This is a genomic window from Oribacterium sp. NK2B42 (assembly GCF_000424445.1).
Classification (GTDB): domain Bacteria; phylum Bacillota; class Clostridia; order Lachnospirales; family Lachnospiraceae; genus Oribacterium.
Genome location: NZ_AUJX01000011.1, coordinates 1 through 15,360, shown reverse-complemented (window position 1 = coordinate 15,360; position 15,360 = coordinate 1). Strand labels below are relative to the sequence as shown.

Genomic DNA, 15,360 nt, shown 5'->3' with positions numbered 1-15,360 from the left:
GCATGTACAGATATCATTTAATTGCATCATTTGATAAAAGTCTTCATGCTCTTGCTTCTGAAACAGTTCAGGAAACAAGTACGATTAATATTCAAATCCCTCTGCTTACATCAACAGGTTCATTTCGATATGGATTGCAAAGAACCGTTGATGAGTTACGAAGGTATAATATCTATCCATCAGAAACCGGATTCGACATTATTATTTTGGGCATCCTCGTGTACATGGCCGACATGAAGATATCCAGAAGAGAGCAGGCGCAAGATTCGTGGTCAAGAGAAATTATTCTTACTGTTCCATTGTTTGATGATAGATGGAGCAAATATAATGGTCTCTTTGAGCGCATGCTCAAGTTCCTCACGGGAGACTTGTGGACAGTCGGATTTACACGGAGAGAGACAAAACTTGCACAGGAAGACAAGTTTTGTAGCAGAACAACTAAATACACAGTGGCATCACTGTTTTCAGGCGGAATGGATAGCCTCATAGCCGCAATCAACTATATGGAAAAAGACCAGCCAACGCTTTTGGTCAGCCATGCTGGGGAGAGCCGAGTGAGGCATTGGCAGACTGATCTGCTTTCTGTTCTTAACGAGAAATATGGTGATGTACCGCATGAAAATGCTTATTATTGGACAAACTTAGATGGAATAGAATTTCCTGAAGCTGGCTCGGATTTAAATCAGCGGAGTAGATCGTTTCTTTTTATTGCCATAGCTTTGTTCTCTATGAGCGGAACCGAAGAATGCACACAGCTGTTGATGCCAGAAAACGGGCTGATAGCTCTTAATGTACCTTTAGAATATTTACGACTGGGTTCTCACAGTACCAGGACTACGCATCCATTCTATTTGAAACTGTGGAATGAAGTGGCTTACGACATTTTTGGATTTTCAATTTCGAACCCTTACTGGAACAAAACAAAGGGAGAGATGGCGGCTGAGTGTCTTAATAGAGAAGTGCTGAAAGTTGCAATGGCACAATCATATTCATGTTCATCGGTAAATACAGTCAGCATTCACAGTGGGAAATCAAACCACTGTGGTCATTGCCTTCCGTGTATTATTCGCCGGGCTGCGATGCATAAGGCATTCGGGGATTTTGATCCTTCAGTTTATATGGATTCGAATGTCACCGAGCTGGTGAACAATCGAGAAACAAAAGGAGAGCAGATTCGTTCTTTCCAGTATGCAATAGAAAGATTGAAGAACAATCCAGAAGCTAAAGATGCATTGATTCACAAGCCTGGGCCACTTGAAATGGATGATGCCTATCTGAATGAATTAGCAGATGTGTATTATCGAGGCCTCATGGAAGTTGACAAGTGGATTCAGGATAGTCTGGAGAAAGAGAATGCTAATTGATACACATTTCCATCTAGATTTGATGGAAAACATGCAAGCATTGATTCGTGAGTTCAGCAATTCCGATGTATGTGCCATTGCTGTAGGCACGACACCAATAGCATATGAACGAGAGAGGCAGTTCTGCTTCGGTGTGGATAACATAAGAGTTGGTTTAGGTTTTCATCCTCAGCTGGTAGCTAAAAGAGGACAGGAGATTGACCTGTTTCTGAAGTTGATAAAGAACAGCAGATATATCGGAGAAATCGGACTTGATTTCAATTCTTCTTACATAGCATCCAAAGAGCAGCAACTTTTCAGCTTTCGAAAAATTGGTAAGGCTTGTGCTGCTGAAGGTAATAAGGTGCTTTCAATCCATTCTGTAAAAGCAGCTGGAGCAGTTATCGACGAACTAGAGAAGGCGGGAACCTTTGAGAATAACATTTGCATCTTTCATTGGTTCACAGGAACTGCAGCCGAGCGGCGAAGAGCGATTGAAGCAGGCGCGTGGTTTTCTATAAATCCAAGGATGCTAAAAACAAAGTCAGGACAGGAGACAATCAAGGCAATTCCCGCAGATAGGTTATTGCTTGAAACGGATGCACCGTTTGTGATGAAGATTAGGACAACAGAGGAGCTTGCAAAAGAACTCAATAAATTAGTGGTTGGCATCTCTGAATTACGGGCCGAAAGTATGTTCGGATGGATTACGGATAACTCTAAGAGGTTGTTTTGTGATTGATATTGAAGAATATAAGAATTTCATGGGAATAACATCTTTCCCGAATTTTCAGATAGATTTTTTTAAAGTGGATTTAAACCAAGAATTTATACAGGTCGCACAAGCGATGTATGACAGTGAGTCTGGCAGCCATATGCTAAGGATACCATCAAATATCGAGACTCCTCGCTTCCTTCTCTACCATGAGTTAACGCACATTTATGATATGGATATTCATAAAACAGGAGAAAAGAATCACGATTTCTGTTTGAACGGTTTTATGGAATACCATGCATCTCAGATAGAATTGTTGATTATGATGGGAGCGAAAGCAATTGAAGACTCAATCTCTTTTTCAATGAATGACAGTGTGTACGGATTAAATTGGTCTGTTCAGCAATATATGGGTAATAAACTCCAAACTTCAATAATTTTGATAAATGATGAAAATCGTCAGAAACGAATTGAGGGGTTAGGAGCTTTCTACAACTTTTTGGGTTTGAAATCGATTTGCAAAATGTTTGCAGTGGATTATATAGAGGACTATTCTTATCAAGAAATCGCAATGAAAGTTTCGTCTCAATTATTCTATGAGATAAGAAACACTATGACTGGGTGGATAGGCGATATCGATAAGGTAGTATCCTTATATTCTAATATGCTGGCGGCAATTTTATGAGTCATTTTGAAAATATCTGAGTATTAAAAAGAACGTTTTGACTATATGTCAACTGGGAAAGCCGTGAGTGCAGCATATTGCTTACAAGCAGGAAAGCGTAGGTATGAATAATTGAGAGAGTTATGCATCCGCTGTGGCAAACCCACACCCTACGACATCCACACTCCGATAACCACGCGCCTCTACTATATCGAAGGTTCCGGCCAACTGTGTGAGCAGTGTTTTTCACAACTGCACATTGGTACCGTGTATGTGAACTTCCAACCCCTTTGTACAACTAGCGATGGGTTGTGAACAACCAAACGGGCAAAAAGCCTTGAAAATACAGGAAAAATCCGCATTTTGGAGTTGATAGGATGCGATGTGAATTTCCTGAAGGATTAACTCACGGCTAAAAAAATATCAAAAAAACCACGGATTTACGCCGAAAAACCTGGATTTTGGCATGTGAACTTCCAAAACTTTTGTGCAACTAGCGATGGATTGTAAACAACCAAACGGTCAAAACCCCTTGAAAATACTGGAATAATCCGCATTTTGAGGTTGAAAAGATGCGGATTATTTGTTATACTATATTTAGTCGTAAATACTACTATCGAAACGAGGAAATCTTATGTATCTGGACTATACTGTTGAAATACCGGAATCCAAGGGGAAGATCACCTATCGCGAGAAGAACGGAGCAACTTATGTATACTATGAGTATGACCGTGTTTATGATGCGAAAAAGAAATATACTACAGTGAAACGCAGGACTATAGGAAAGGTTGTTGAAGACGATCCCGCAAGGATGAGACCCAATGAAATCTTTAAAAAGTTTTTCCCTGAAGTTGAAGCTCCGGAACAGCGTGAAGATGCTGCAAGGAGCAGCTGCCTGCGTTCGGGTACATTTATGGCTATCCGTGAAGTCATTAAGGAGTATGGGTTGGACAAGAAACTGGATGAAGTTTTTGATCCAAAACAGCGTGGACTCATCCTTGATTTCGCTGCGTATTCCATCATTACAGAAGGCAATGCGGCACAGTATTACCCGGACTACGCGTATAACCATCCTCTTTTTACGGATAACATGAGACAGTACAGTGATTCGACTATTTCGGATTTCTTCAGGGATCTTACCGAAGACCAGAGAGCCTGTTTTCTTGAATTATGGAATGAAGAACGATCCAAGCGTGAAAAGATATATATTTCCTATGATTCAACAAATAAGAATAGTGAAGCCGGAGACATTGACATAGTCGAGTACGGAAAAGCGAAGGTTGATATGGGGGAGCCTATATTTAACTATGCTGTGGGTTACGATGTGAATAACCGTGAGCCTCTGGTATATGAGCAGTATCCGGGAAGTATCAATGATGTATCACAGTTAAAGTACATGGTCACCAGGATGAAAAGTTACGGTTACAAGGATATTGGGTTTATTCTCGACAGGGGCTATTTCAGCCATGATAACCTGAAGTGCCTTGATGAAAACGGATATGACTTTATCATCATGGTCAAAGGCATCAAGGATGTTGTCCAGGACATCATCAAAAAACATAAGGGCTCTTTCGAAAGTGACTGGGGAAGCTATGTGTCAGAATTCGGAGTATACGGGAAGACAGTACAGAGCTTTGTCTATGCATCAGACAGTAAGAAACGATACTTCCATCTGTTTTACAATTCAGGTAAGGCAGCCGGTGAACGGAGTCGTTTTGAGGAGACAATCCAGGGTATGCAGGCCTGGCTTGATAAACAGAGGGACCAGGAACGTGAATTCAGCAGCACATTCCACCACTATTTCCACATTCACTACAACGAAAATACTTTTGTTTATGCTGAGCCAAAGCTTGATGTGATACGTGAGGAACTGGAGATGTGCGGATACTTTGCCATTATCTCATCTGAGAAGATGGACTTTAAGAAAGCTATCGATCTGTACAAGAGTCGTGATGCTTCGGAAAAGGTGTTCCGTGCGGACAAGTCTTATCTTGGCAACAATACACTTCGTGTGGCATCTTCGGAAGCGGCTGCAAATAAGATCTTTGTAGCATTCATTGCTCTTATCATTAGGTGCCGTTTATATACTGCTCTTAAGGACAAGGCAAAGGAAATGACGAAGAAGCCGAATTATCTCACAGTTCCGGCAGCGATAAGGGAGCTGGAAAAGATCGAGATGACAAGGCAGCTTGATGGAGAGTACAGGCTGGATCATGCGGTGACGAAAACCCAGACTGAGATTCTGAGTGCGTTTAACATAGAGGCAAGTCACGTAAAGTATAAAGTCGCATATATAAATGATGCGTTGAAGGGAGCATAAGATGGCACGTACGGTCAACAAGGATGCATTGAACGATAAGATCACAAAGCTTGAAAAAGCGATCAGCAAAAACCGGCAGCAATACGAAAAGATGACAGCTGAGATGAAGAGGCTTTTGGATATGAGGAAATCGATCCAGAGCGATGAGCTTTTCAAGGCCTATGCCTCAAGCAAGAGGAGCCTTGAGGACATCATACGTTACATCAAGAGTGACCCGGATAAGGATGGTTCAGATGGTCAGTGAAGAAAACAATAACCGGAGGATATCAAAGCCGGAACTAAAATCAAGAATCAACGAGTTGGAGAAGCGTCTAGGGTTTATAGAAAACTACATTACAGAAAAAGGCCTCTATGACGAGGCCTTGGAGTATGTCGAAGAGGCGATGAAGGCATACGAGGAGCTGCCGTTTGAGTGAATTATGCAGGTGTGTAGTCGTAAAATTTCTGGAAGTTAACATATATGCAATATTCTTAAAGCGGGGCATTATAAAGAAATGCTCCTCAAATTGAAATATAGATTGGTTGATTGCCACGTTTTGAAATGTAGATAACTTATTTATTCTAGATGAATATGTCAGCAATATACTATGGAAGGATATTGTCTATATGTAGTTGGCATGGTTGATTGTCACGTTTAAATAAGTATATATGATGAAATACATGAAAAACATGAAAAAAATGTATCAAAAGTATCATTGCTGGCATAAGCATATAAAAACATAAATGTCAAGGACGATTTATATGTCTTATCTGTCTTATCTTTTTTGGATGAATTGCTGTAGTATTATCACATCGGGACCGATAAAAAATATAAACTTAGAAAGGAATGTAAATATAATGGCAAAAGTAACATTGAATAAAGTTGCTACTGAAGCAGCAAATGATATTTGTGATGCGTGTAATGACATTGATTCGATCAAAAAGCAGATGCTTCGTAAATTTGATGATTTCCTTTTTCTTTGTGGAGGAAGTAAAGATCACTTCATGAATGCGAAGGGTAATTATGAGATAGATGAGACAGAAGTCGCAGGTCTAAAGTTTCTTCTTATAAAATTGTATTATCAGGACGGTATCCTAAGTAAATTTGCTGACAAACGTCATCCCGACGAATCAGTATCACTTTCTGAGGTTAGTGAAATGTTTGAAGCATTAGATAAGTACCTGGTAGATACTGGATATACAGAAGATGAAGTTGGAGCTTTTATGTCCATGCTTGATCGTATCACTGAATACGGGTATCGTTGCATGTTTGATTATATTCACGAATACGTTGATATGCTGGAATTTAATCTTAGATCGTACCCATATACATACCAAATAATGCATGCACAAGATCTTATGATGAAAATGAAATCTTTGTTTCTAAAATATACAACGGATTCTATTCAGGATATTGTAAAGCTTGTGGAATTATCTGAAGTATTTGGAACATATGAAAGACCTACTGAAGAATTGGACGGCCATGTTTTAAACTATGGGAATTCAGAAGTTGATGAAATTGATAAAGAATATATAGAAAGAGATGCTCGTGTTAGGGACATGTTCATAAAAGATCCGGATCTCCGAAACTATATTGAAAAAAAATTAGGACGTCCACTTGGAGAATATTGGACATCACCTTTGTCTGAAGAGGAAGGATAACAAGGTCATGTTTATGGTGAAATAGAAGCTCTCGGAACCAGCGTGATGATTTTGTTTCTTTATATGTAATTTGGCCGGAGTGGATTATTACAAGCTTTAATAAGTTTTGCACTAATGTTAACTTCCAGTGATTATTAGACCTAAATCAAAAATGGACCAATAATAAGACTTAAAAAGCCCGTATTTCTGAGGTTTTTCTTGCAGAAATGCGGGAGACAAAAGCCTGAGAGTACATTCTACAGAATCAACTTCCGCCAAGATTTTTATAGAATTTGTAGCCATGATAATCCGAAACAAACTATATACCTGTCTGCTGGACGAAATGAATAGAATTGGAAAGAAACAGAATTATATGACAGTACCGGCAGCTATCAGAGAACTTGAAAAGATCGAAATGACGCGGCAGACAGATAATGTATATAGATTAGACCATGCGGTTACATCAGTGCAGAAAAAAATCTTGAATGCTTTTGACCTTACGGAGAAGAACATCGAGTATCGAGCTGCATGGATCAGCGATGAATTAAAAACGTCAATGAGTAAAAGGAGAAATCAATAATGGCAAGAGGCAGAAAAAGAATAGGAATAGATGTGATTAATCAGCAAATAGAGCTTGCTCAGGAGAAGGTAATAAAAACAAAGCAAAAGTATGAAGCTGCAACGGACCATTTAAAGGAACTGTTGGATAAGAAGAAATCGTTACAGACAGAAGAACTAATGACTGCAGTCATGAAGAGCAAACGCTCCTTTGAAGATATCTTACACTATATAAATTCAGAGCCGGAAGTTCTGTGAATAAAAGCCACTGAGTGTGATCAAAAAACGACTCAGTGGCTTTTTTAGGTCTAAAATTTCTGGAAGTTAACATTCATGGAGCTTTTTTGGTTGAAATTGACGGCGCCAATTAATTGAAAAGAATATGTTATAATGATAGAATGAATGAGTTATAGCTTGTAGTTGTAGGTGTTGACAACAGTGGGGTTATGGCTCCTGATTGACGACCCCCGGCTCGGTGTTATTCATACATAAGAGAGTGGGACAGAATAAAGCTTATTTCAAACTCTCTCGATGAAGTACCACAGATTTGGGGTATATTCATTTGAAACATGTCAGTCATAGGTGCGAGACAAGCGTTGTGGAATCAGGAATGGGGAAGAAAAGACATTGAGATGGGTTATTAAATTCGGAGTTTTATTTTTTATGATAGCATCATACATGTTTGCTTAAGCATAAGCTTTTTGAAGCACAAGTGTAGTGTTATACAAAAAATGTATAGATTGAAAGGGGAAAATTATTATGGTAAAGAAAGTGTTCTCAGGAAGTGATTTGTACAAAATGGCAATGGCTGAAGATATGGTTCAACATGCTGAAGATGGATATCCTGAAAGTTGGTGGGAGTTACCGATTGGCGAAGAGATTGAAGAAGATTATGACAAGCTGTCTAAAGAAGAGCAAAGGGAATTGGAAAAGCGTATGAAGGAGTTCGTTCCAACCGTGTCTGAAGCTTTTAAGGCGGTGGAAGATCTAAGACAGACTGAATTTGATACCGAAGAGGAATTTCTAGAGGAGCACGACAGGATAATCGAAGAAATTGGCGCAGCGGTAGATAAGGAATTTGAGGATTTCCTGATAGATGATGATGAATAATTTCTGCGGTACAGAAGTGATGAGACATTGGTGCCTGTCAGTGCGCCCTGCTAAGGGCGCTTCATATAGCGGATTGCAAACGTCCGCCCGATAAGCTGTAAGCTGCAGCATCGGAAGCGAGTCTTGCGTGTGGCATGGTAACGTGCTACACGAAGCGTAGACAGCATGGTTGCAGGGATAGTGATTGAGCACCGAAAGACTATAAATCCAAGGGACGACGTAGTTGACAGTACGGAAGTCGATATATCTGCCTTCGTTATGGCGAGATGGCAGATGCTTTGGCGGTGTCGGAAGGAGCTATTCATGTAATACAAAGATGGAGTGTCAACAGGGGAGAACCCATAGACTCCGTTCCTAGTGTGAAGGGATGGAATATCGAACGACCAAAAAGGGAGAACGGTAAATGGTCTACAGGTAGTCGGAGGTCCGGATAGTACCGATGAAGGTATGAACACATAATGTGAATTTCCTGAAGGATTAACTCACGGCTAAAAAAATATCGAAAAAACCACGGATTTACGCCGAAAAACCTGGATTTTGGCATGAATCCGTGGTAGAATTATAGAGAGTTAAATAACGCCCTATGAAGGAGGCTGATATGTTCTTAAAGGTGCTTGTTCCGATACCAAAAGACGAGAAGGGGATTTCGAAGAAAACCATCGATGGTATAACTTACGTTTATTACACATACGAGAGACACTATGATCCTAAGAAGAAATATACGGTTGGAAGTCTCACGTCCATAGGCAAATGTGAGAGCCGCGACAGCGACATGATGTATCCCAACACAAACTACCTCAAGTACTTTCCGGATGCGTATATCCCTGAGACTAAGAACATATCCGATCGAAGCGGTGTATTAAAGGTTGGACCATATCTTGCTATAAAGAAGGTAGCTGAGGATTATCACCTCGATGATATGCTGGCCGATATCATAGGGGACGATGCCGGCCTTTTTCTGGATCTTGCCGCATATAGCATAATAGCTGAGAACAACGCTAATCAGTATTATCCTGACTATGCATTTGACCATCCTCTGTTTACTAAAGCGATGAGGATATACAGCGATTCAAAAGTGAGCGATTTTATCAATGGTATCAGCCAGTCACAGGCTGTAGAGTTTCTGAACCAGTGGAATCTGCAGCATGATCACAGACAGAAGATCTATATATCCTACGATTCAACAAACAAGAATTGTGATACCGGGGACATTGATCTGGTTGAGTACGGCCATGCAAAGGACGACCAGGGTAAGCCGATAGTTAATTATGCCGTAGCTTATGACTGCGATAATTCATTACCTCTATTTTATGAGGATTATCCCGGAAGCATTACAGATATAGCACAGCTTCAGGTAATGCTCGAAAAGGCAAAGGGATATGGATACAGGAATGTCGGATTCATTCTTGATCGTGGATACTTCAGTGAAGAGAACATCCATTACATGGACAAGTGCGGGTATGAGTTCGTGATAATGGTCAAAGGGATGAAGAAGTTCGTAAACGAACTGATCCTGTCGAGAAAAGGACTGTTCGAAAACAGAAGGGAAAACAGTATCCGTGAGTATCAGGTAAGTGGCATAACAGTGAAGAGAAAGCTGTATGCTTCAGATACGAAGGACCGATACTTCCATATTTATTACAGCGACAGGAAGAAAAGCGCTGACAGAGAAAACTTCGAGGATATAATCGATAAACTGGCGGCATTCCTGAAGAAGCATGAGCATGAGAAGATACCTCTCGGAAAGGAACTGGAGAAATACTTTGATCTCATATACAGCAAGAAGGGTGAACCGGATGAAAAGTTCATGTTCGCCAAAGAGAAATATGAAGAGATAAACAAGGTGATTGACCTTTGCGGATATTTCGTCATTATCACATCCGAGAAAATGACTGCAAAGGAAGCCTTGGAATTGTATAAAGGCAGAGATGTTTCGGAGAAGCTTTTCCGTCAGGATAAGTCCTACCTGGGGGATAATAGCTTCAGGGTACACTCTACGGAATCTATACATGCAAAGATTTTCATAGAGTTTGTGGCGCTAATCATCAGAAACAAGCTTTATAAGATGCTGAAGGACTACAAGATAGAAACTGAAAGCAAGCAGAATTATTTCTCGGTTCCGGCTGCGATAAGAGAACTCAGCAAGGTGGAAATGATAAGGCAGGCTGATGGTAACTATAGGCTTGACCATGCGGTAACAGCCACATGTAAAACCTTATTCAAGGCATTTGGGATCAACGATGCAAAGATCAAATCCGGTGTCAGAGAGATCACCGCATGTTTAAAATACTCTGAGGCATAAAGAAAATGAAACGAGGAAGAAAACCGGCATCATCAATAGACGAATAGGTTGAGAAGCAGTAACAGATTGTTCTTAAGGATAAAGAAAAGATGGGCAAGGATATAGCAATCCTTGATGATCTCATGAAAAAAACAGGAGGAGCTCCGGAACAAGAAGCTCCTCGGCGCTATAACTAAGAGTAATAAGAGTTTTGAGGAAATAATGGCCTTCTTAACGGAGAACATGGATGGGGATAGCGAGGAGAGTTAAAAGGTCAGGAAAATCACATTGACGCTTACGAAAAAACTATGGTCATTATATTAATTAGTGCTATAATAAAATTACCTAACGGGTAATTTGAAAGGAGGTTTATCATGTGGAAATAATATATAGCAACTCTAAATTAGAGAAGCAATGCAATAATGAAAAAGATGCTAAAAAGCTTTTTGGTGGAAACGAATCTTTAGCATTAAGCCTATTAGCTAGAATAAATGCTTTAAAAGCTGCTGAAGTACTCAAAGATATTATAGTTCAAACAAATTTCCATTTTCACAACCTTCATGATAAAGGGAAGAGTAAGTATCAGGGTTATTTTGCAATTGATGTAAAGAGTAGGAAGGATCCGTGGAGGATAATACTAAGACCACTTGATGATAATAAAGAACCATTTGATCCGTGTAACATTGATGAGATAGCAAGTGTTGTTGAGATTGTTGAGATAGAGGAAGTGAGTAAACATTATGAGTAATTATATGAAGTATAACGGTAAAGTGGCATTTCATCCCGGGTATTATATAAAAGAACTTGTTGAGGAAAGTGGATTGACTCAGGAAGATTACGCTAAAAGATTGGATACAACGCCTAAGAATCTAAGCGTTTTGCTCAGAGGGGAGCAGAGCTTATCTAATGATATTGCGATGAAACTTTCGAGGCTAACTGGCACAACAATTGGTTATTGGCTCAATTTACAAAAAGCTTATGATTCATTGGTCGCTGAGTTTGCGTCGGATCAGGAACTAAAGGAAGAAAGAAAAGTTTTTGATTATCTCGATTACAAATACTTTAGAACCAATTTTGAGCTCAAGGATTGTCCGAGAAATAAAGATGAGCAGGCTATAGAGACAAGAAAGTTTTTGAATGTATCCACATTGTGTGCATTAAAAAAGAAAGACATGGCCGTAAACTTTAGAAGTACTGCAAAAGTATCTGAAGCAAGTATAGTAAAAGCAAATGCGATGGTGCAGATTGCAACCAATATTGCTTTAAATGAGGATGCTCCTAAATTTGATAAAAAGAAATTTGAAAAAGCCACAGAATATGCGCTTACTCAGACAACTAACCATGAAGGCTTTTACAGAAATATAAGAAAAGCATTTTATGATGCAGGGGTTGTATTTGTGATACTTCCAAACATGCCTGGATCTAATACTAATGGTGCAACTAAAAAGGTCGGAGACAATATCATGATTATGGTTAACGACAGAAGACTGAATGCAGATACATTTTGGTTTACTTTGTTTCACGAAATAGGGCATGTTAACAATGGAGATTATGGTATTTCTTTTGAAGAGGAAAAGGGAAAGACTGAGGAAATGGCAGACACTTACGCTCAAAATATGCTAATCGATCCAGTGGAGTATAAAGAGTTTATAAGAGCTAGGAGGTATGATGCAGAATCGATAAAGAGATTTGCGGAGAAAATTGATCGCGACCCTGGAATTGTACTTGGACGATTACAGAATGATGGACGTGTTGGATATAACAATAAATCTTTAAATTCGCTGAAACATAAGTATAAGGTTGTTATGATTTGATTTGTTTTAAAATTTGCTATTCGCAGGTTTGGATTAATAGAGAGCTAGAGGACTATTAAGAGGTTTACACAACGATAAAGTACCTTGTCAAATGTGATAGTATTTCAGTTACCAGTTGAATTGTTATCACATAACAAATTCACTTTTCTGAGAGGGCAATCGTTTACAGACGGTTGCCTTTTCTTCTGTAAAAGTATAGTATCACTAAAAAAGCAAAAAATCAACTTTGAAATCAAAAAACGGAACATTTTGTATAGAATATAGTTTTGAGCTTGACAATAACCCCTGCACGTGGTAATATTACACAACACGGAGGAATTACATATGAGCAGATGGTCGGTGCGTATAGAAAGCGTTGTTCTCGATGATTTCAAGAATGTCAAGCATGGCGAGATCAATCTGGAGAATAAGAAGAGCGCTTACAGGGCAAGCGTTCTTGGTTTGTATGGTCAAAATGGGTCTGGAAAGACGGCACTGATTGATAGTATTGGTATTTTGAAGTTGGCTCTTTCAGGAAGTAGAATTCCTGCCAAGTATGCTGACTATATAAATGTAGGTGCAGATTACGCGTCTCTGAAATTTCAGTTTCTCGTAAAAAAAGGAGAAGCTCAGTATCATGCATGGTATGAATTCCGTATCAGGCGGGATCTTCGTCAGGAAGATTATTCTCCTCAAAATATAGAAAACTCTCTGGATCCTATGTCGAAATTCAGAGTGACCCTCTATGATGAATGCCTGCGGTTCCAGTATTGTGATGAGAAGGTCAAAATCCGTATGGCTTCTTTGATTGATACAAAGACCGAGGAAGTTTTTTTGCCTAAATCAAGGTACATTGAGCTAGTAGGAACTGATAAAAAGACATCAACAGATATTTATGTTGCTTATAAATTGGCAGAGGAGAGTTCACGCTCATTTATCTTTTCGAGGCAGTTGATCAATACCGTTAGAAAGAATTGTAGTAATGTCATCTATACAGACTTGATTAATAGTCTGTTAACATTCGGTACTAGGGAGCTGTTTGTAATTAATACAGATACATCTGGGTTGATAAGCTTAAATGCTCTTCCAATTGCCTTTAAGTATAAATATGATGATGAGCCAAAAGAGACATTTGGTCAGCTTGCTATACCACTAAATGAATCAGTACTGGTGCCGATGGAGCTGGTAGATGTTGTTAGAGAATTGATGAGCAATATGAATATTGTTCTGGAACAAATAATTCCTGGACTCAGCATAAAGGTATATGAATTGGACACTGAACTGTCTAAGGATTCAAAACCAGGAAAGCGTTTGCAATTGATGTCGGAGAGAAATGGAAAGGAAATTCCACTTAAGTACGAGTCTGAAGGTATCAAGAAAATAGTTTCAATTCTTCAGCTACTTATAGTTGTTTACAATTCGGAATCAATCACTTTAGCGGTTGACGAGTTGGATGCAGGGTTTTTTGAATATCTGCTTGGGGAATTATTAAAGGTCATTTCGGAAAAGGGAAAGGGGCAGCTCATTTTTACGTCCCACAATCTGCGCCCACTTGAGACAATAGACAAGGGCTTCATTGCGTTTACAACAGTTAATCCTGAGAACAGGTATATCAGATTTGTAAATGTAAAAGGAAACAATAACCTGAGGGATTTCTATTACCGTGACATAACACTTGGAGAGCAGACGGAACCTGTTTACGACCCTACAAATAATTATGAGATAATGCTTGCGCTTAAGGAAGCAGGGAAAACATATGACACGTAAGAAAATACTTCTTGTAATAGTTGAAGGACCGTCGGATGAAACAGCACTCGGGTACGCTCTTTCGCAGGTGTATGACAGGGAACAGGTATATATTCAAGTAGTACATGGTGATATAACTACAAAAGATCGCGTTTCAGCTTCTAACATAGTAACCATGGTTGGAAATGAGGTTAAGAAATTTCTGGATAATAATCCGTTTAAAGCATCGGATTTCAAAGGAATTATTCATATTGTAGACATGGACGGTGCATTTGCCCCGGATGAAGTTATTATTGATGATCCTGAATGCGATAAATGCTCTTACTCAGATACAGAGATTAGGGCTGATTCTGTTGATCGTATCAAAAAGAGAAACGCGCAGAAGAGGGAGGCGCTATTCAGGTTGATTGGAACGGGAAAAGTGCGGGCAATACCTTATAGAGTCTACTATGTGTCCTGTAATATGGATCATGTGTTGTATGACAAACGCAACAGTACCGATGAAGAGAAGGAAACCGATGCTTATGATTTTGCAGCCAGGTATAAAGGCAATGTAGAAGGATTTCTCCATTTTATGTGTGAATCCGAATTCTCAGTCAATGAGGAATATAAAGATTCTTGGAAATACATAGAAACAGAACGCCATTCGCTTGAAAGGCACAGTAATTTGTGTGTTTGCCTGCGGGAGGAAAAAGACAGGATAGAAAAGCAGTCTATGAAGACTGCTGAGGGAGATGAATAGTTCTTAGAGCAAGATCTGATTGGTGAGATTTATGCATCTGAAAATGGCAAAACCAACAAAAGCTGAACTTGTTATGATATTCCTAAATCAGTGGGATCCGGCTCACGGTGCAGATAAAACATTGGTGCCGCGGAGTGCGCCCAGCTAAGGGCGCTTCACATAGTGGGTAGGAAACGCCCACCTGATAAGTCGTAAGCCACGACATCAGAAGCGAGTTTTGCGTGGTATGCGGTAACGTATATTGCGAAGCGTAAACAGCATGGCTGTAGGGGCAGTATTCAGCACCGAAAGACCAATAATTTCAGAGGACGACGCGGTTCCGTGCGCGGAAGTCAATATGGAGTGAATCGTTATAGGCGAGATTCTCTTTACTCTGGCGGTGTCGGTTAGACCTGCTCATGCAGTACAAAAGTGAAGTGTCAACTGGGGAGAACCTATGCGTTCCGTTGTGAGTGTGTTGAGACGGTA

General features: G+C 39.7%; 14 protein-coding genes and 1 pseudogene. All 15 read left to right on the top strand.

Annotated elements, in window-relative coordinates; all coding sequences use genetic code 11:
• Positions 1-2: 2 nt before the first annotated feature.
• The 15 genes and pseudogenes from qatC (at position 3) to G625_RS0105780 (ending at position 14,892) form a co-directional block, all read left to right on the top strand.
• Positions 3-1,364 carry a Qat anti-phage system QueC-like protein QatC gene (qatC, locus tag G625_RS18575; RefSeq protein WP_044931795.1) on the top strand — a complete coding sequence of 454 codons (1,362 nt, stop codon included), beginning with the start codon at positions 3-5 and terminating at the stop codon, positions 1,362-1,364.
• Positions 1,354-2,085: a Qat anti-phage system TatD family nuclease QatD gene (qatD, locus tag G625_RS18570; RefSeq protein WP_044931792.1), complete on the top strand. Its 732-nt coding sequence runs from the start codon at positions 1,354-1,356 to the stop codon at positions 2,083-2,085. The genes qatC and qatD overlap by 11 nt, the downstream gene beginning before the upstream one ends.
• Positions 2,078-2,743 carry a hypothetical protein gene (locus G625_RS0105845; protein ID WP_029200372.1) on the top strand — a complete coding sequence of 222 codons (666 nt, stop codon included), beginning with the start codon at positions 2,078-2,080 and terminating at the stop codon, positions 2,741-2,743. The genes qatD and G625_RS0105845 overlap by 8 nt, the downstream gene beginning before the upstream one ends.
• A 613-nt stretch (positions 2,744-3,356) precedes the next feature.
• The gene (locus tag G625_RS0105840; RefSeq protein WP_029200371.1) at positions 3,357-5,042 is read left to right on the top strand and encodes an IS1634 family transposase; all 1,686 of its coding nucleotides are present in this window, start codon (positions 3,357-3,359) and stop codon (positions 5,040-5,042) included.
• 1 nt (position 5,043) lies between these two features.
• Positions 5,044-5,286: a hypothetical protein gene (locus tag G625_RS0105835; protein ID WP_029200370.1), complete on the top strand. Its 243-nt coding sequence runs from the start codon at positions 5,044-5,046 to the stop codon at positions 5,284-5,286.
• On the top strand, positions 5,276-5,458 hold the full coding sequence (locus tag G625_RS0105830; protein ID WP_029200369.1) for a hypothetical protein: 183 nt from the start codon (positions 5,276-5,278) through the stop codon (positions 5,456-5,458). The genes G625_RS0105835 and G625_RS0105830 overlap by 11 nt, the downstream gene beginning before the upstream one ends.
• A 421-nt stretch (positions 5,459-5,879) precedes the next feature.
• Positions 5,880-6,683: a hypothetical protein gene (locus tag G625_RS0105825; protein ID WP_029200368.1), complete on the top strand. Its 804-nt coding sequence runs from the start codon at positions 5,880-5,882 to the stop codon at positions 6,681-6,683.
• Between the two features lie 211 nt (positions 6,684-6,894).
• Positions 6,895-7,242 (top strand): annotated as a pseudogene (locus G625_RS0105820) (IS1634 family transposase); the annotation flags it as partial.
• Complete coding sequence (locus tag G625_RS0105815; protein WP_029200366.1) at positions 7,242-7,478, top strand: hypothetical protein; 237 nt, start codon at positions 7,242-7,244, stop codon at positions 7,476-7,478. The pseudogene G625_RS0105820 and the gene G625_RS0105815, both read left to right, overlap by 1 nt.
• Before the next feature lie 501 nt (positions 7,479-7,979).
• A complete protein-coding gene (locus tag G625_RS0105810; protein WP_029200365.1) occupies positions 7,980-8,330 on the top strand; it encodes a hypothetical protein in 351 nt (116 codons plus the stop codon).
• Between the two features lie 598 nt (positions 8,331-8,928).
• Positions 8,929-10,632 carry an IS1634 family transposase gene (locus tag G625_RS0105805; RefSeq protein ID WP_029200364.1) on the top strand — a complete coding sequence of 568 codons (1,704 nt, stop codon included), beginning with the start codon at positions 8,929-8,931 and terminating at the stop codon, positions 10,630-10,632.
• A 355-nt stretch (positions 10,633-10,987) separates the two neighbouring features.
• The gene (locus G625_RS0105795) at positions 10,988-11,359 is read left to right on the top strand and encodes a hypothetical protein (protein WP_029200363.1); all 372 of its coding nucleotides are present in this window, start codon (positions 10,988-10,990) and stop codon (positions 11,357-11,359) included.
• Positions 11,352-12,425, top strand: coding sequence for a HigA family addiction module antitoxin (locus G625_RS0105790; protein ID WP_029200362.1), 1,074 nt, complete (start codon positions 11,352-11,354; stop codon positions 12,423-12,425). Before G625_RS0105795 ends, G625_RS0105790 begins: the two co-directional genes overlap by 8 nt.
• 324 nt (positions 12,426-12,749) lie before the next feature.
• On the top strand, positions 12,750-14,171 hold the full coding sequence (locus G625_RS0105785; RefSeq protein WP_029200361.1) for an AAA family ATPase: 1,422 nt from the start codon (positions 12,750-12,752) through the stop codon (positions 14,169-14,171).
• Positions 14,161-14,892: a hypothetical protein gene (locus tag G625_RS0105780; protein ID WP_029200360.1), complete on the top strand. Its 732-nt coding sequence runs from the start codon at positions 14,161-14,163 to the stop codon at positions 14,890-14,892. Before G625_RS0105785 ends, G625_RS0105780 begins: the two co-directional genes overlap by 11 nt.
• The last annotated feature ends 468 nt before the right edge of the window (positions 14,893-15,360 follow it).